At 49.5% G+C, this 17789-nt stretch carries 13 protein-coding genes; 4 read left to right on the top strand and 9 right to left on the bottom strand.

What is annotated here, in order from left to right; all coding sequences use genetic code 11:
* Positions 1-45: 45 nt before the first annotated feature.
* The 4 genes from CWI69_RS04990 to CWI69_RS04975 are packed head-to-tail and all read right to left on the bottom strand — an operon-like array spanning position 46 to position 4617.
* Positions 46-1257: an efflux RND transporter periplasmic adaptor subunit gene (locus CWI69_RS04990; protein ID WP_126762435.1), complete on the bottom strand. Its 1212-nt coding sequence runs from the start codon at positions 1255-1257 to the stop codon at positions 46-48.
* Positions 1258-1286: 29 nt separating this feature from the next.
* A complete protein-coding gene (locus tag CWI69_RS04985; RefSeq protein ID WP_126762433.1) occupies positions 1287-3638 on the bottom strand; it encodes an ABC transporter permease in 2352 nt (783 codons plus the stop codon).
* Entirely contained in the window at positions 3635-4342 is a 708-nt protein-coding gene (locus CWI69_RS04980) for an ABC transporter ATP-binding protein (protein WP_241971031.1), read from the bottom strand. Before CWI69_RS04980 ends, CWI69_RS04985 begins: the two co-directional genes overlap by 4 nt.
* A gap of 20 nt (positions 4343-4362) precedes the next feature.
* Positions 4363-4617 (bottom strand): hypothetical protein, encoded by a 255-nt coding sequence (locus CWI69_RS04975; protein ID WP_198678888.1) that lies wholly within the window; start codon positions 4615-4617, stop codon positions 4363-4365.
* 158 nt (positions 4618-4775) lie between these two features.
* On the opposite strand from CWI69_RS04975, the gene CWI69_RS04970 reads away from it, so the two are divergent.
* Complete coding sequence (locus tag CWI69_RS04970; RefSeq protein WP_157984242.1) at positions 4776-5210, top strand: SixA phosphatase family protein; 435 nt, start codon at positions 4776-4778, stop codon at positions 5208-5210.
* A gap of 20 nt (positions 5211-5230) precedes the next feature.
* On the opposite strand, the gene CWI69_RS04965 is transcribed toward CWI69_RS04970, so the two are convergent.
* Positions 5231-8116: a ligand-binding sensor domain-containing protein gene (locus tag CWI69_RS04965; RefSeq protein ID WP_198678887.1), complete on the bottom strand. Its 2886-nt coding sequence runs from the start codon at positions 8114-8116 to the stop codon at positions 5231-5233.
* 66 nt (positions 8117-8182) lie between these two features.
* Between CWI69_RS04965 and CWI69_RS04960 the strand changes: the two genes are divergently transcribed.
* A complete protein-coding gene (locus tag CWI69_RS04960) occupies positions 8183-9106 on the top strand; it encodes a GGDEF domain-containing protein (RefSeq protein WP_198678886.1) in 924 nt (307 codons plus the stop codon).
* On the opposite strand, the gene CWI69_RS04955 is transcribed toward CWI69_RS04960, so the two are convergent.
* The 4 genes from CWI69_RS04955 to CWI69_RS04940 all read right to left on the bottom strand — a co-directional run bounded on the left by CWI69_RS04955 (position 9081) and on the right by CWI69_RS04940 (position 15588).
* Entirely contained in the window at positions 9081-10598 is a 1518-nt protein-coding gene (locus tag CWI69_RS04955) for a putative bifunctional diguanylate cyclase/phosphodiesterase (RefSeq protein ID WP_126762425.1), read from the bottom strand. The two genes, CWI69_RS04960 and CWI69_RS04955, sit on opposite strands and share 26 nt — an antisense overlap.
* 89 nt (positions 10599-10687) lie before the next feature.
* Positions 10688-11536 carry an S-formylglutathione hydrolase gene (gene fghA / locus CWI69_RS04950; protein WP_126762423.1) on the bottom strand — a complete coding sequence of 283 codons (849 nt, stop codon included), beginning with the start codon at positions 11534-11536 and terminating at the stop codon, positions 10688-10690.
* Positions 11537-11550: 14 nt separating this feature from the next.
* On the bottom strand, positions 11551-12675 hold the full coding sequence (locus CWI69_RS04945) for an S-(hydroxymethyl)glutathione dehydrogenase/class III alcohol dehydrogenase (protein ID WP_126762421.1): 1125 nt from the start codon (positions 12673-12675) through the stop codon (positions 11551-11553).
* Positions 12676-12801: 126 nt separating this feature from the next.
* Positions 12802-15588: a M16 family metallopeptidase gene (locus tag CWI69_RS04940; RefSeq protein ID WP_126762419.1), complete on the bottom strand. Its 2787-nt coding sequence runs from the start codon at positions 15586-15588 to the stop codon at positions 12802-12804.
* 176 nt (positions 15589-15764) lie between these two features.
* On the opposite strand from CWI69_RS04940, the gene udk reads away from it, so the two are divergent.
* Positions 15765-16397 (top strand): uridine kinase, encoded by a 633-nt coding sequence (udk, locus tag CWI69_RS04935; protein ID WP_126762417.1) that lies wholly within the window; start codon positions 15765-15767, stop codon positions 16395-16397.
* A gap of 27 nt (positions 16398-16424) precedes the next feature.
* The gene (locus CWI69_RS04930) at positions 16425-17669 is read left to right on the top strand and encodes a NupC/NupG family nucleoside CNT transporter (RefSeq protein WP_126762415.1); all 1245 of its coding nucleotides are present in this window, start codon (positions 16425-16427) and stop codon (positions 17667-17669) included.
* The last annotated feature ends 120 nt before the right edge of the window (positions 17670-17789 follow it).

The following is a 17789-nucleotide window of genomic DNA, read 5'->3' as shown; positions in this document are numbered from 1 at the left end:
GAAGGTTTCAGCGCCCATACATAGGGTCGTGTAGCTGAGGTTGGTCTAGTCATCGTTAAAACGTCTGACGTACTGTCCATCTTGCAGTTCAGAACTGGGATGATTAACGATCAAGTCGTGGTCTTGAAGTCCACTTAGAACTTGTCGGTAGATACCACTTTGAAAGCCTAATTCGACGTTACGCAAGCTTAACTTATTATTCTCGTCCAGCACGAATACCTGCCATGAGTTGTTCTCCCGAAACAGAGCTGTCACTGGAACGGCTATGGTTTCATCAACCTGTTCGAGAGTGATTGTGACTTCGACTCTATAATCATTTCCCAGGTCTGGCGAATACTCCTGTAACTCAATGAAAACACTTACGCGCTGCTCTTCAATGCCCAATGCTGAGACCTTCGTGAATCCAGTTGGGTTGACCCGCCGCACCATTCCTCGCAAGGGCGTATTGCCGCCCCATTGCGTGATCCATGCAGCCATCCCAGGCCGAACTTTTACGGCTGCGTTACTAAGTAAGTCAACTTGAACTTCAAGTTGCTCGAGGTTTCCCAGCTCGACAATCACTTCACCAGCATAAAGCACACCCTCGCAACATCTGAATCTCGTTAGGACAGTACCGTCTATTGGGGCCGGCACAACAAGCACCTGGTTGTCATTTTTACTGCGTTCACCTTCAGTCACTTCAAGTACCAGTTTGGCGTTAGTGACTTCGGCTTGTGCAACGGTTACTGCCGCTTGCGCGGATCGAACGCTAGCCTGCGCGCGCAGCAGTGATGTTTGGGCGCGATCAATTTCAGCTGCTGAGACTAAGCCAGACTCATAGAGTTGGGCAATGCGCAGATGCTCTTTCGTTGCTAACTGAGCTTCGGTTAGACTGGTCTCAAGGTTGGCCTGAGCTGCAAGTAAGCGAGCCTCAGTTGCTCTGAGCGTTTGCGTAGCCTGCTCACGGGTGCGCGCGTCTAACGAGGGCGTTGGTGTGGGCTCGATGACGAAAAGTGTGTCGCCTTTGGACACATGGTCGCCCTGTTCCAGGAGCACTCGCCGTAAATAGCCTGCAATCGGAGCTGACACTTTGTACGTGTCGCGCAAATGTGTCCGTCCTTCATCATGAATATTATTTGCCAGGGGACCTTGATAAACCTCGGTGACAGCCACTTTTACTGGTGCTGGTTGCAAGGCAATGAGCAAAATTACAATCATGGCGAGTAAGCCTAGCCATGGCAAAGCTTTGACCCATTTCTGAGATTTACGCGTAGGCATTGCAGTGACTCCGGTAATTTGCCGAAAAGTTATTCAGATTTAAGTGCCGCAATTAGATCGATCTTTCTTAGTTTCCGTATCATCAAAAGAATAGCAAATGCAGTAGCTAACAGTACTCCAAGTGCAGATAGCGCAAAAACCTGCCGATTGACAATGAATGGGATACGAAACATTTCACTACTCATCATGGCACTCATCGCAACCGCAAAAAGAGAGCCCAACAGCCATCCAACTGGAATAGCTACGACAACCACTATAATCAGTTCACCAAAAAGAATTCGCGCAATCTCACCATGACTGTAACCAAGTACCCTTAAGGTTGCCAATTCACGCTCGCGCTCAGCTAAGGCGATTCGTGCGTTGTTATAGACCATAGCGAAGGTCATGGAGCCTGCAAGTAAGAAAATAATTCCCATTGCCGCGAGCACTGTGGCATCAATATAGGCACTTAGCTTTCGTTCCGCCTCGCGCAGGTGAGTGTAACCTGCAATTCTCGGCATATCATTAAGGGCATTGTAGAGTTCTGTTTGTTGCTCATCGTCTATCAATAGCCAGGCGCCCGTGAGAGTTCCTCCTTCGAGTAGCATCTCATTTAATGCCGGAAGCGCCATGTAGGCACCAATCCCAATCGCTTCAGCTGAGACCGCAACCACAGGTAGATCAAAAGTGATACGGCGCTCTGCAATAACTTCCGTCTCAATGGTCATCCCGGGCTCGATACCAAGTTTACGGGCTAAATGGTCGGTGATGACCAATCCGTGATCAGGCAGACGCTCCAGACCAGCCAGGTTGCGTAGCTCGCTGTTGGGACTGAAACCAGTCAGCACCGTGCTTTCCACTCTGCGTCCGTGGTGTAATCGGATCGGCACGCTCCGGACGCCCTCGAGATAGCCCACCCCAGGTAGTGCAGCTAATGAGTGCAGGCCATCTGCATCGGTGATTTGAGCAAAATGGATCACTAAATCCATTTGATTTTCAATTTGATAATTGCGATTCAGTATCTCGTTTATGGCGCTGAACTGATAACTACCAAACATTAAGAGCCCACCGGAAAGAGCGACCCCCGAGATTGAAGAAAAGGTCCGCAAGGGATATCGCGATAGATTGCGAAGAATAATACGTGCCCCTTGACTCAACCAGCTAATGGAAAGAAGACGCGAAAATCGACTGCTATGAAAAGCTGTTGGATTCGGCGGGCGCATGGCTTGAGCTGGGGGAATTTTAACCGCGTTATAAACACCATAAGCTGTGCCCAATAATCCTGCGGACAGCGTGACAAGAAAAGCTATTGCCAGGGTTGAGGGTTGAATCTTTGCTTTTAAGCTGACAAAAGAAAAGTAGTAGCTGTAAAGCTGTACCATGCGATCCGCTAACCAATAACCGAGCAAGCTACCTAAGAAGACGCCAACCATTACTATTAGTCCGGTGAAACTTAAGTAATGAACCATGACCTGCCATTGGTAGTAACCAAATGCCTTCATGATGGCAATGGTCTGGCGTTGGGTATGGATTTGCCGTTGGGTGAAGATATAAAGCAAAAATGCTGCAGAACCAAGAAAGAGAGTAGGTAGGAAAATAGAATTTATACGCAGCTGATTGAGTTCTTCATTGATAAAGCTATGCGAGGCTTGGTCGTCCCGACGGTATGCGCCACGACCACCGTAGCTCTCAAGTAGTGTGTCTAACTGCAATATGAGGGTCTCAATATCGGCCTGTTGCTGAAGTCTGAGGCTGACATGATTGAAGGCTCCAAGCATATTTAGCGGTCCGGCCAGGGCATCTTCGCTTAACCAGAAAACGCCATATCTTTCATAATCAGGCATTATGTCGGCAGGCCCAAGTTGGTAAATGAACTCGGGTGAGAGAGCTATACCAACGACTCGATAGCTCGAGCGCGTTCCATTGAGAACGATTTCCAGTTCGTCGTTTAAACTGAGCTCATGGGCCTCAGCAAAAGGACGAGCAATGACCACTTCGTCGAGGGCCAGGGCATGTCGTCCGCTTAACAGATACAGTTGATTTAATAACGGTTCTCGTTGCTCAGGCAGCGAAAGCAGGAGGGCTTGAATGGGGGCGTAAAAGCCATCAACGTAAATACGTGCAGAACTTTGTACCCGAGTTTCTGCAAGTGCGACATCCGGCAATTCCTGGATCCGCGGCAAAAGTGAATTTGGCGCTCGAGTCAGATCGACAAAAATATCAGCGAACTGATGGTCTTGATAAAATTCGCGTTGAGAACGCTCAAGTGTCTGGCGTGATGTGACCATAGTCAAAAGCACCATGACACCGACGGCAATCACGATTGCAATTGCGAATAACTGAGCTCGCGATTGCCAGAACTCGCGCAAGAGCTTAATGAACAAAATGGTGTGGATGTTCACCAGCGGAGGTCCCTGGCAGGAGCTTTTTCCAGGTTACGATGATCAGAGGTAATTGCACCATCTGATAATCGAATAACGCGGTCCGCCATTGAGCCAATAATTTCGTTGTGGGTAATCACGGCAGTGGTTGTACCTAGTTCACTATTGATCTGTTGCAGAACGTCTAAAACTAAGCCTCCGGTGCTAGAGTCAAGAGCTCCTGTGGGCTCGTCGCAAAGAAGTATCTCCGGACGTTTCGCAATAGCTCGTGCAATTGCTACCCGTTGTTGTTCGCCGCCAGACAGTTGCGAGGGAAAGTGATCCATTCGGTTGGTCAGGCCGACCCGCTCAAGAGCTTCTTCCGGTGACATTGGATGACTGGCAATATTAGTCACCATAGCCACATTTTCCCGTGCAGTTAAGCTTGGAATGAGGTTATAGAATTGGAAAACAAAACCGACATGGTCACGACGAAAACGCGTTAATTGACTTTGCGTTAGTTGGTGAAGTGGGGTTTTGAGGTAGTACAACTCGCCGGAGGTTGGGGTATCAAGACCCCCCATGATGTTTAATAAAGTAGACTTTCCTGAGCCCGAAGCGCCAAGCAAAACTACGAGTTCACCGCTGATGAGCTCGAGATCGACACCGCGTAATGCGTGAATCTCGACATCCCCCATGGGGTAAACTTTGGTAATTCCCTTGGCGCTCAGTAATGGGGCTGCCACAAATTTACACTTGGCTATAGTTACGAATAACTGTTCATCCCCATCATGCCGAAGCCAACACCAAGCATGGCCATTCCAAAACCAAGTACTATTGCAATAAGCATCCACAATAACGTAGCTTTGGCCCAATTTGATTTTGAGGGTTTAGTACCGCTTGAGAAGGCCCAAATGATGAGAGCGATTAGATTCACAATTGGGATGAATGTGAGAAATAATGTCAGCATCCATTCACCGACGCTTACGGTACTTGAGCTGTCGAAACCTTGATGATCCATAGTTTTTATCCTTGTTATTAGTAGAAAAGTAGAACAACATTAAGACCTTAGGCGCACCGATAAATGGTGTCAATTAAAAAAATGAGCGGATTTTTATGAGTCGCCTGTTAACTGTATTAACCTTGATATGTATTGGAGTCTTAGGGAGTAGCTCAGTCATGGCACAGGACTTTTCGATCATCGTTGTAAGACATGCCGAGAAAGCGGTCGCAGAGAGCGACCCGCCGTTAAGCGAAAAAGGCCAACGCCGGGCGCAGGCATTAGCGGAAATGCTTAGTAAAGTACAGATCTCGGCCATTTACAGCACCCCCTATAAACGAACCGAACAGACAGTTTCGCCGTTGGCACAGCAGCATGGATTGGAAGTTAAGAATTATCGTGCCGGGGATGGTGAAAACTTGGCGGCGCAGTTGCGGGACGCGCAACAGGACGTGTTGGTCGTAGGGCACAGTAATACAGTGCCTGGCATCGTCCGGGCATTGGATATTGAAGTAGAAGATCTTACCGAGCAGGATTACGGCGATGTGTTTGTAGTTCAGTTTCGCCAGGGTAAGCCACAGTTGCTTCGGTTAATGGTACCTGTGCAGGAATAGGGCAGCCGCATGATGCGCGGCTACTCCTCGGATTGCGCAATTTCAGTGCGGTTGCGACCGCCATGTTTGGCCCGGTAGAGCGCTTTATCAGCGCGACGGATCAGGTTGGCCGCAGTTTCTCCTGGCACATAGCACGCGCCGCCGAAACTACTGGTGATGGACAAGTTGCTAACTAAGTCATGCAGATCTGCTTGCATGATTGCTATTCGAATACGTTCACAAATTGCCTCGAGACTCGCTGCGTGAGCGCCCGATAGTAATATGGCAAACTCTTCGCCGCCCCAACGCGCAATCATATCGCTCTCCCGGGCTGATTCCTTAATAATCTGAGCCACGCGTTTAAGCACCTGATCACCTGTGGTGTGCAAATAGCGATCGTTCACTTCTTTGAAATAATCGAGGTCCATCAAAATAAGCGCCAGCGGCTGCTGTCCGCCGTGTTGTGCCACTTTTTGTCGCAGCAGTTCGTCAAATGCCCGACGGTTGGCGAGCTTAGTAAGACTGTCCTGATGGGCGAGCTGTTGTAACGTCTGGGTTTGTTCTTTCACTAATCGTTGCAAGCGTTCTTTGCTGCGGGTAATCGTGTACACGCGCAGTCGCAGCGCTACCGCAATCAGCAACGCTAAAGCCAGCCCGGCAGCCACCCAAATACTTGGACGCTGCCACAGGGTGGGTAGTTTGTGCAGGGTAAAAGTTGCTGCATCGCTCCACTCACCGTTAGGGTAAGCAGCTTGTATCTGAAAAATAAAAGCGCGCGGCGGCAGTTCCGTATACGAGACCGTCAACTGGGAGCCGGTCGGTTCAACCCAGTCCTTATCGTAGCCGGCCAGTTGCACGCGGTAGCGAATACTTTCCGGGTACTGGTAACCTAAACCAACGAACTTGAATTCAACGCGGCGGGTGCTGGCATCAAGGTAGGTGTTCTGCGAAATAGCCCGGCCATCTGCCGTCACGCGTTCAATCACCGGCTGCGGCGGTGTCTGGCGGATAAACTGGCTTTGTTCCGGAATGTAATGGCCGATGCCGCGGGACGTTGCAACCCAAAGGTCACCATTTTTCGCGACTAACATGGGCGGGCCACCGGTATTAATTTGCGCACTGGCCAGGCCCTGATGGTTGTCATAAAAGGTGTGAGCTAATGGGGTGGCCGGATCGTCATCATTTAATGCAATATCGAAATCATCCGCGGCAACGTAGATTAAGCCGCGCCCCGATCCCAGCCAGAGGTTGCCTTCGTGATCGCGGGTTACGTCAAAGAACTTGATGGTGGGCAGTCCGTTGTCGTCATCGAATAATTGCCAGGTGTCCTTAGCCTTGGTGTAAACCAACAGACCACGGTCAGAGGCTACGTAAATATGTGCGGCATTCTCATGGAAGCCAAAAATAAACTCAGCATCGCTGACTGAGCTGACATCAATACGTTCAATTTGGCCATTTATAAGGCGCGATAAGCCGCGCATACTGCCGATGAGGATCTCACCGCTGCGAGTTTCATGGATGGCATAAATAATCTCATCTGGCAGGCCGTCATCGGCACCAAAAAAGCTGGGACGCTGGAGGGTGCCATCGGCATTGATCTTGCTGCGTAGTACACCACCGGAAGTCGCGGCATACAAATAGCCGTCGCTGGCCAGTAGCAAACCCCGAACGTCGTTGCCGGGAAATCCATTCATTTCATTATAATGAGCGATTTGTTTGCCGTTCTCGATGATATAGAGACCATTGGTAAAGGTACCTATATACAGGCGTTCGTCGCGGTCGATGGCAAAGCTCAGAATACTCTCGCTGCTAACTTTACTGGTTGTCCCCAGCGGTAGCACAGTTTCGTTTCGAATCTGTTTAACCCCGCCCAGGCCGCCGACCAGGATAGCGCCATCAGCAGTTTGGGCGATGGCACGAACATAGTCATACCCCAAGCCATCTTCGGCACGGTGGCTATGAAATTGCGCTTGCCGAAACTGAACCAGACCACGGTGCGTGCCCACCCAGAGGGTATTCTCCCGATCCATAAAAATACTCAGAATATGATTATTGGGCAGGCCATTTGTGACCGACATCATTTGTGGTTTGGCAGAAGTCAAGGTCGTCAGTCCGTGTTCATGCGTACCAACCCAAAAGGTCTCATCCGGAGCCTGATAGAGTTCGGTGATGGTGCTGGGATAAAGTGTCGGCCATTTTTCGACGCTGAGCTGGGCCGGGTCGATTACAAAAATCTCGCGGTCAATACTCACATAGATGTGGTTGTCGGGTGTCGCGACAATACCAAAACTATAACCGTTGGGGAGTTCTTCAAGGGTACGAAACGCATCAAGTTCTGCGTCGTAGTAGGCTGCGCCTTCGTCCGTGCCGACCCAAACTCTGCCCTGCAGGTCTTGTTCCAGCTCCAATACTGCAGCGCTGGGCAACCCCTCCGGTTCTGCATATTGGGTCCGAATGCCGTCACACTCACGAATGACGCCAGTATTGATGGTGGCGTACCAGGTACAGTTGGGGGAAGTAAAGAGTGCGTAATCGACGCGGTCAAAGACACGTGGTTGCGGCAGCCACCGCCCGCCGGTTGGCGAGCTTTCAAAATAGCTTACACCGCCTCGTGTTCCGGTTGAAACAAGGTGCTTAGTAAAAGGATTTTCTGCGACGTAGAGCGAGCCTGGGTCGGGCAGCCCTGTGGCTTGTGAGAACAGTTCAAAACTACGGCCATTAAAGCGAACTGGTCCTTCCCAGCTGGCTATCCAAAGATACCCCAGACTATCCTGGGTGATGTGGTTGACCGAATTATGAGGCAGACCGTCGGTAGTGGTCCAGACTCGCATCGCACGATCGCTCAGGGGCGGCGCTTCAGGTTCTGTGGCACCCGCTGTAATAGAAAAAATTACCGCTATAATTCCCGCAATTACTTTTGTGTACACTATGGGCATTCGTGTCGAGTTCCATTAAGCTTGGCAACAGAGTCAAAAAACAAAAAAATTACTGCTATGAAAGATGAACGCGATCTCAGCGAGCTTATCGAGATAATTCCTGACGCCGCTCTTGTTGTCAATCAACAGGGGGTGATTGTTCTGGTGAATCAGCTGGCCGCCACTATGTTCAATTATCAGCATGATGAGTTGTTAGGTGCTTCTTTAGACACGTTACTACCTGAGGGCATGCGTGAGCAACATAAATTCCATGTAAATCACTTCTTTAACACCCAGAGCAGCCGACCTATGGGGCGTGGCTTCCGTTTTCTTGGCCAGCGCAAAACGGGCGACACCTTTCACGTGGATATCATGTTGAGTCATGTCACTGTTAAACAAGAATCCTTTGCCATTGCCTTTATTCGTGACGCAACACAGAATCGTGAGACAGAAGAAAAAATTCGGCGCCAACTTGAACTCGAACGCAAGCAAGCCTTGACTGATTTTTTGACTGGCGTTGGCAATCGCCGGGCGTTTTATCAGGAGCTCGCAAGTGACATTGAAGCGTTAAAAGAAGGCCATCATTCATTTAGCGTCGCGCTTATTGATCTCGATAACTTTAAACGTCTGAATGATTCGCGCGGTCATGACCAGGGTGACCGTGCTTTGCAGAGTATTGCTAATGCTCTTTGTGCCGCCGTGCGCGGTACTGACTTTGTTGCGCGCATAGGTGGTGATGAATTTGCAACTATACATCCGGGCGCGACCTTAGAAGATAGCCGCGTGATTCTGGAACGGGTACGCAGCGAAGCATTAAAAGTCAGTGCCGAACATGACTGGAAATTAAGTGTTTCTATTGGCATCTGCCACTGCGCAGACCCACAACTTGCCGAAACCGGCGTTTGCACCGTTGAGTCAATTTTGCGAGTGGCCGATAGTGCCATGTATCAAGGCAAGCGCGCGGGAAAAAACCAGATTACTGTTGAGCAGCTGACGCACTGAGATTATGAACGAAAGATTTAAGGGACTGCAATCCCATAGGTTTTGCATACAGAAAACCTTGTACTTCCTGACAGCCCTGCTGCTCCAGATAACGCGCCTGCTGGTGACTCTCCACACCCTCAGCTACCACCCGCAAATTGAGCGCACTGGCCATTGCTAAAATGGTTTTCACCAGGCGCGCGTCGTGCGCATTTGTTGCAATGTCCCGCACAAAACTTTGATCAATTTTAAGCTCCTGGATAGGTAACAAGCGCAACGTGCTTAACGATGAATAGCTCGTACCAAAATCGTCTAATGAAACCTGCACGCCGCGTTCACGGAGCACATTTAAAACTTTTTTCACCCCTTCAAGATTGAGTAGGGCCGAGGTTTCCGTCAGTTCGAGTTCGACCACAGACAAGTCGCCCGGTAAGTCAGCCAAATTGTGCAAGAATCTTTGTGCGCTCGTCTGATTGTTAAAGTCAGCCGCTGAGACATTAAATGAAACGCGCGGAATGCGTTGATAGAGCAGGTCGGCATCGAGCAATTCACGGATAGCAGTTTGCATTATAAAATCCGTGATTGAAGAGATTAAACCGTGTTGCTCAGCCAAGGGAATGAAAATATCAGGAGGAATCAAGCCTGCTTCCGGGTGATGCCAGCGGGCCAGAACTTCGACGCCACTGATACTTTGATCATCGAGTTTGAACTGCGGTTGATAGGCGACTGAAAGTTTTTTATTAGCAATTGCCGCTTTCAGATCAAATAACAGCTTAGTGCGTTTAGAGGCATGTTCTCCGTACTCACTTTTGTACACACGAAGACGGTTACTGCCCATAGATTTTGCTTCTTCCAGTGCCGTTAGTGCTGCCTCGATAAGGTCTTCGCTATTACCTGAGTCTGCCGGAAAGCGCGCGATGCCAAAACAGGCGGTTAAGGCGGAATCAGGTAGCTCGGGAATGCTTTTAGCTTGAATCAGTTGTTGCAGATGCTGAACTTGCGGCAAAACCTGATCCGGCCAACTGACTGCAGGCATTGCCACCGCAAACTCATCACCGCCAAAACGACTTAGCAGAACCCGTTGTTTAAAATGGTCGCGCAGCAGCACCGCAATGCTTTGCAGATAGCGGTCACCGGCATCGCTGCCAGCAGTGCTGTTCAACTGTTTGAAGCCATCCAGGTTGAGCACGACCAGTACCAGTGTTTGTTCGTTTTCCCGGCAAAATTCGATTTCACTACTAAGCTCCCGGCCGAACATGTGACGGTTGAGCAAACGTGTCAGGCTGTCTCTTTCTGATAGGTTACGTTCGCGGTCTAAGGCCATTTTGGATAGAAAATAAAGAATACCGGCAGTGACGATTACGTAGGTCCAGCCTTTGAATGTTTGCCATTCGGTTAGTAAATTTGAGTCGGCAACAATGGCAAGTAAGAATTGGTCGGAAAACCGAATCCAAACTAAGCCTAGAACCAAATAAACGATGGCAATAAATGCGGCGGCACTGCGCGGTGACATGACTATCTGTACTCCTTTGCAAAATAGCAACGCGGAGGCGGAGCTATTTAAATAAAACCATAGCAAGGAGTACAGAAATTACCAATTTTTTAACCTTTTAAATACGTTTTGTGAAAGTTAAGATGATCTTCGATAAAACTGGCGATGAAATAATAACTATGGTCGTAGCCTTCCTGTAGCCGTAGTTGGGCGACCAGGTGATACTTTTCAACGGTATCCTGAAGGGTGGAGAAGTTGAGCTGTTCCGCCAGAAAGTTATCGGCACCGCCTTGATCAACCAGTAAGGGTGGACACTTTTTGCCACTACGGATGAGTTCTACGGCATCGTATTCACGCCATAGCTCGCGATCCGAACCAAGGTAACCGCCAAAAGCTTTGTGGCCCCACGGACATTCGCTGGGATGGGCGATCGGGGCAAAGGCTGAGACACTGGCGAAGCGTGCATCTTCCCGTAACGCCATAACAAGCGCGCCATGTCCCCCCATGGAATGACCACTGATGCTCATACGACCATTCAGGGGGAGGGCATCTGTTACCACATCAAGCAGTTCTTTGGTGATGTAATCGTACATTTGATAATGTCTGGCCCAGGGTTCTTCGGTAGCATTTACATAAAAACCTGCGCCTTTACCAAAGTCATACGCGTCATCATCCGCGACCTCTTCACCACGTGGACTGGTGTCAGGAATAATCAGCGCCAGGCCAAGCTGGGCCGCGACCCGTTGGGCGCCGGCTTTGCTGCTAAAGTTTTCGTCGGTACAGGTAAGGCCGGATAGCCAAAGCACAGCTGCAACACGATCTTTTCGCAGCGCCTGCGGCGGCAGGTAAACGCTAAACTGCATCGTGCAGTTTAGCGTTTCGGATACATGTTCATAACGCCGTTGTTCGCCTTCAAAACAGCGTACACTGCTCACTAGTTTTAAGTTTGCTTGCGTCATATCCAAGTCCCTTGTTATTTATCGTAATGGATAACCGAGCGAATCGATTTGCCTTCATGCATCAAGTCAAAGGCTTTGTTGATATCCTCGAGTCCCATGGTATGAGTAATGAAGGTGCTGAGTTTAAACTTACCATCTAAGTAGCGCTGCACATAGTCAGGCAACTGACTGCGTCCTTTGACCCCACCAAACGCACTACCACGCCATACGCGGCCGGTGACCAGCTGGAAGGGACGGGTTGAGATCTCTTCGCCCGCACCCGCAACGCCGATAATGACCGACTCACCCCAACCTTTGTGACAGCACTCTAACGCCGAGCGCATGACTTTCACGTTACCAATACATTCAAACGAGAAGTCAACGCCGCCATCGGTCATTTCAACAATGACCTCCTGAATGGGTTTGTCGTGGTCCTTCGGGTTCACACAATCGGTCGCGCCTAATTTACGGGCGATATCAAACTTACTTTCATTGATGTCGATGGCGATAATGCGGCTTGCTTTGGCCATAACAGCGCCGATAATCACCGATAAACCAATACCACCAAGACCAAAAACAGCAACAGTGTCACCTGGCTGAACATTGGCAGTATTTTTCACCGCACCCATACCCGTCGTGACCCCACAGCCAAGCAGACAAACTTCTTCCAGCGGCGCTTCTTTACTGACTTTGGCCAGCGCGATTTCCGGTACCACTGTGTGTTCAGCAAAAGTTGAAGTACCCATGTAATGATAAATAGGTTTGCCATTTTTTGAGAAACGCGTGGTGCCGTCGGGCATCAGGCCCTTACCCTGGGTACTGCGAATTGCCTGGCACAAATTGGTTTTGCCCGATTTACAGAACTTACATTCGCCACATTCCGGGGTATACAATGGAATAACATGATCGCCCACTTCGACCGAAGTGACACCTTCACCTACAGCTTCGACAATACCGCCACCTTCGTGACCCAATATCGCCGGGAATATCCCTTCAGGATCTGCTCCGGACAGTGTGTAGGCATCGGTATGGCAAACACCGGTAGCAACGATACGTACCAATACTTCACCTTTTTGCGGTGGCATCAGATCAACTTCTTCGATACTTAACGGCTCGCCAGGCACCCACGCCACAGCTGCTCGGGTTTTCATCATTTCCATCAAGTTATCCTTCTATTTTGTTAGTACAACCTGTAACTATGGTACACCCTACGTGCTGTGATACCAAAAAGACCAAAAAAAAAGCCGCTCACGTGGAGCGGCTTAAAGCAGATGAAAAAACTGGTGTTACAGCGCGTTACCGTCGCTGTCCAGTTTAGTAACTGTGCCGAGGTTCAATGAGCGAACTTCGTCTTCAATCAGACTCAGGTCGCCGATGATAACCCACGTCAAGTCGTTAGGACGTAATACGTCATCTGCGGTATCACGAATCGTATCGACTTCAAGTGAACGAATACGCTGGCCGTAATTTTCCAACCAGGTCATGTCCTTGCCCTTTTCCAGGGTGTTTACGATAGAACCAAGCAATGCTGCTTTGGTCTCGTAAGCGCCTGGGAGCTTCGCCGTTTTGTTCGAGATGACTTTCTCAAGTTCGTCAGCGGTTGCCGGGTTGGCACCTAAATAACCTTCAAATTCTTTCAGGATTTCCTGAATCGATTCTTTGGTTTTGTCGGTTTGAACCGGAGCCGTTGCCAGCATCATGCCTGCTTCATCAGCTGCGTACCAACTTGAACGTGCACCGTAAGACCAACCTTTGTCTTCGCGCAGGTTCATGTTCAGACGACTGGTGAAACTACCACCAAGAATGGTGTTCATCACGTCAATGGCTTCAGCGTTATCAACATTGCTTGATGGCGCTAAATGGCCAGCAATGATAGTCGACTGCGGAGTACCTGGTTGATCGATAAGGTACACGCGCGCTTCCTGCTGTGGCTCAACTGCAGTGAATTGCTTCTCTGGAGCGGCAGTGGCAGGGCTGGTCCATGCACCAAGGTACTCTTCAAGCAACGGCTTAATTTCAGCTTCGGTGGTGGCGCCAACGATCACTAACCGTGAAATGTCCGGACGTAACCAGGTTTCAGCGTGGTTGACCAGATCAGCACGCGTTAGTGATTGGATTGATGCTTCAGTACCTGAGCCAGTGAACGGCACGCTGTAGGCGTGGTTATCACCGAAAATCAACTGCGGCAACACGCGGAAGGCTTGCGAGGTAGGCTGTGCTTTCTCTTTTTTGATACTTTCAATCCAGAGACCACGTTTACGCTCGATTTCTTCTTCTGAGAATGCCGGATTCATCAACACATCGGCCATGATGTCTAAGCTTGGTACCAGGCTGGTGACCAGGGTATCCATGCTTACCGTTGAGTTATCAAGGCTGGCGCTGGCATACAGGTTGGTACCTAGTGACTCAAGCTCTTTGCTTAATTCAAGGCTATCACGCGAGGTGGTACCTTCACGTAACATGCTCATGGTGTAGCTGGCGGTACCGACTTTGCCACCGAAGTCTGAGGCATAGCCGCTGTCGATAACCAGACGCATTTGTACGGTAGGTACGTCATGACGTTCGGCCAAAGCAACTTCTAAACCGTTTGACAAGGTAAAGGTAGTCAGTTCTGGCAGTTCAAGTTGAGGTAATTCACCAACTTCTGGCAACTCTGATCGATCGGCTTGTGATTCGATAGTGGTGTAATTAGGTTGTGGAACCACGTTCAGGACAAAGGCACCATCACTTAACCAGCGCTCTGCAGCAGCTTGAACTTTTGCAGGGGTTGCTTCTTTCAGGTGTTCCATTGACTGCTCATAGTAGCCCGGATCACCGTGGTAAACTTCACCGGCAGCCAGAATATCTGATTTACCGCCGAAGCCGCCAATACGCTCGGCGCCACGTACGAAACCGGCAACAGTACTGAACTTAGTACGCTCCAGTTCTTCTGCGGTTGGGCCTTCCGCGATGATTTTTGCAACTTCTTCATCGATGATCGCTTCGATACGATCCATATCTACGCCTGGCTTGGCATCGGCAATAATGAAGAATTGACCGGCCAGTACACGCTCGTAGTTAAAGCCTGAAACCATGCTGGCGATTTGCTCATCATAAACCAGACGCTGATACAGACGTGAATTCTTACCGCTGGCAAGAATATCAACCAACAAACCTAGATAATCTGAGTCTGCTGTGCCCATTTCCGCGGTATTCCAAAGCTTATACAGACGTGCTGCCGGAACATTGTCTTCCATCGTTGCACGCTTGGTGCCTTCGCGCTTAGCAACCCAGCTGTTGAGTTTTTTCAGTGGTTTGCCAGCTTCGATATCACCGAAGTACTTGTTCATTTTCTGTTTGGCAGTTTCAACGTCGATGTCGCCCGCCAACACCACAACCGCATTCGCGGCACCGTAGTAGTCGTTAAACCATTGATGCACGTCATCAAGTGATGCTGCATTCAAATCTTCCATTGAACCGATCACTGACCACGAGTAGGGGTGACCTTCAGGGAACGTTTGTTCGGCCAGGAAACCGAATACACGGCCATACGGCTGGGCTTCGCCCTGACGTTTTTCGTTTTGTACAACGCCACGTTGTTCATCAAGCTTTTCCTGGGTTACCGCGCCTAGCAAATGGCCCATACGGTCGGATTCCATCCACAGCGCCATATCTAACGCTGGAGTAGGAACGTTTTGGAAATAGTTGGTTCGGTCACTGTTGGTGGTACCGTTCATGTCGGTCGCCCCGGCACGCTCGAACGGGCCAAAGTACTCATCATCGTAGTTTTCGGTACCGTTGAACATTAAATGTTCGAACAAATGCGCGAAACCTGTCTGGCCTTCGCTTTCATCTTTTGAGCCAACGCCATACCAGACGTTGACGGCAACGATGGGGGCTTTACGGTCTTCATGCACGACAACGGTCAAGCCATTATCGAGGGTGAAGGTTTCGTAGCTGATATCAACATCAGGTAAATTCTGTTGTTGCATTGTGACAGCGTTATTCGCTGAGGTTTGTTGTGCGGTTGCCTGGCATCCGCCAAGCAGAACTGTAGCAACGGCCATGGCCGTTAAAGTCTTCGATAATCGCATAGCTATCTTCCGTTTTGTGTTTTTAACACTCTGATAATACGGCAGTGGGGTGTTGTTGTAATCGTGTGAAGAGCAAAAAAATGTAACAAGATTGGTCTAGTGCTTACAACACTTCCAATTACCGGATGGATCAAGGATAATTGCCGGCTATTATTAGGCAAATGAAGAATTTTCGCGTGGGAAAAACGACCATCATCGCCATCGCTGGTGCCTCAGCGTCAGGTAAAAGTCTATTCGCATCAACTGTCTACCAGGAGCTCGTTGCTGAACTGGGAGGCAATGGTATTGCGATACTTGCGGAAGATGCGTATTACCGTGACCAAAGCCATCTGACGTTCGAGCAACGGCAATTGACGAACTACGATCACCCGTCTGCGTTTGAACACGAGCTACTGGTGCAACATCTGGAGCAACTTCGCGATGGTCAGGCGGTGGCAATGCCACAATACAGCTACAAAAGCCATACAAGAACCACGGAAACCATTAAGGTTCAGCCGGGTCGGGTGATCATGGTGGAAGGGATTTTGTTGCTCCACGATCCACATTTGCGTAAGTTATTCGATATCTCGGTGTTTATGGACACACCTCTTGATGTGTGTTTATTGCGCCGTATGACTCGAGATGTAGAAGAACGGGGCAGAACTATCCAGTCCGTCGCCGAGCAGTATGAGGAAACGGTTCGCCCAGCATTCTTCGAGTTTATTCTGCCATCTAAGCAATTTGCTGATTTGGTAGTCACTCGCGGCGGTCAGAATGAGATTGCCATTGACCTTATAAAATCGAAAATCCGTCAGTTACTGGCGGAGTAAGAACTAACAACAACAACGGTCTCACGTATGAATAGTTTTCTCGGCATCGCCATTTTATTTCTTATTGCTTTCATATTTTCGAACAGTCGCAAAAATATACGCTGGCGCACAGTAGGCGGTGCATTTGCAATTCAGGTTGCCCTTGGTGCTTTCGTTCTATACGTTCCTTTTGGCCAGGATGTGCTTTACGCAGTTGCCTCCGGCGTTGCGAAAATTATCGCCTTCACCGGTGCCGGTATTGACTTTATGTTCGGTGGTCTGGCGTCTTCTGACTTTGGGTTTGTGTTCGCGATTCAGGTTTTAAGCGTTATTGTCTTCTTCTCCTCGTTAATTTCCGTACTTTATTATCTCGGCATCATGAAATGGATCATCAAGATCCTCGGCGGCTCACTGCATAGAGTTATTGGCAGCAGCCGACCAGAATCTATGTCCGCAGCGGCCAACATCTTCGTGGGTCAGACCGAAGCACCGATGATGGTACGTCCGTTTATTCGCAGCATGACGCGCTCAGAGTTATTTGCCGTTATGGTGGGTGGTATGTGTTCGGTATCGGGCTCAGTGCTGGCAGGTTATGCCGGAGTTGGGGTTGAGCTAAAGTATTTGATCGCAGCGAGCTTCATGGCAGCTCCGGCGGGCCTGATGATGGCGAAAATGATCATGCCAGAGCTGGATAAGCCGCGCGAAGATATTGAAAATATTATTGATGGTACTGATGCCCAGAAAGCCGGCGACATTGAAGTCGAAGACCGTGCGGTCAACGTCATCGATGCTGCCGCTGCAGGTGCTTCCAGTGGTGTTCAGCTTGCCATCAATGTTGGTGCGATGCTGATTGCCTTCGTTGCGTTAATCGCTTTAATTAACGGTATTTTTGGTTGGGTCGGTGGTTGGTTTGGTTATCCGGACTTATCGTTACAGGAACTCTTTGGTTATGTGTTCCAGCCCATCGCTTATGTCCTTGGCGTAAATTGGGATGAAGCCCAGCTCGCGGGTAGCTTTATTGGCCAGAAGCTGGTCATCAACGAGTTTGTTGCCTACCTCGACTTCGTCAATTACAAAGATCAGCTCAGTGCCCATAGCCAGGTAATCATTACCTTCGTCTTGTGTGGCTTCGCTAACTTTTCGTCGATTGCCATTCTGCTCGGTGGTCTCGGTGGTATGGCGCCAAGCCGTCGCCACGATATCGCCCGGCTCGGCATGCGCGCATTGCTCGCGGCAACCCTGGCGAATATGATGAGCGCCGCCATCGCTGGCTTCTTCTTTAGCATCTCTTAGCATAAGACTGTCCCTGATGAGATAAAAGCCCGCTTTTGCGGGCTTTTTTGTATGTAGCGAACTGAAGCCTAGCGGAAAAAATAATTGATTAGCAAAGTTAACAAGTGGTATCAATAAAAT

The sequence above is a fragment of the Pseudidiomarina halophila genome (assembly GCF_003987215.1).
GTDB classification, from domain to species: domain Bacteria; phylum Pseudomonadota; class Gammaproteobacteria; order Enterobacterales; family Alteromonadaceae; genus Pseudidiomarina; species Pseudidiomarina halophila.
The sequence above is the reverse complement of the archived record's forward strand: the minus strand, read 5'-3'. Positions and strand labels throughout refer to the sequence as shown.

Excerpts from the sequence above, each read along its gene's own strand:
- CWI69_RS04990 (WP_126762435.1), bottom strand. The coding sequence starts at position 1,257 with ATGCCTACGCGTAAATCTCAGAAATGGGTCAAAGCTTTGCCATGGCTA.
- CWI69_RS04975 (WP_198678888.1), bottom strand. The coding sequence starts at position 4,617 with ATGGATCATCAAGGTTTCGACAGCTCAAGTACCGTAAGCGTCGGTGAA.
- CWI69_RS04930 (WP_126762415.1), top strand. The coding sequence starts at position 16,425 with ATGAATAGTTTTCTCGGCATCGCCATTTTATTTCTTATTGCTTTCATA.
- CWI69_RS04945 (WP_126762421.1), bottom strand. The coding sequence starts at position 12,675 with ATGGAAATGATGAAAACCCGAGCAGCTGTGGCGTGGGTGCCTGGCGAG.
- CWI69_RS04970 (WP_157984242.1), top strand. The coding sequence starts at position 4,776 with ATGGCACAGGACTTTTCGATCATCGTTGTAAGACATGCCGAGAAAGCG.
- CWI69_RS04955 (WP_126762425.1), bottom strand. The coding sequence starts at position 10,598 with ATGTCACCGCGCAGTGCCGCCGCATTTATTGCCATCGTTTATTTGGTT.
- CWI69_RS04960 (WP_198678886.1), top strand. The coding sequence starts at position 8,183 with ATGAAAGATGAACGCGATCTCAGCGAGCTTATCGAGATAATTCCTGAC.
- fghA (WP_126762423.1), bottom strand. The coding sequence starts at position 11,536 with ATGACGCAAGCAAACTTAAAACTAGTGAGCAGTGTACGCTGTTTTGAA.
- CWI69_RS04940 (WP_126762419.1), bottom strand. The coding sequence starts at position 15,588 with ATGCGATTATCGAAGACTTTAACGGCCATGGCCGTTGCTACAGTTCTG.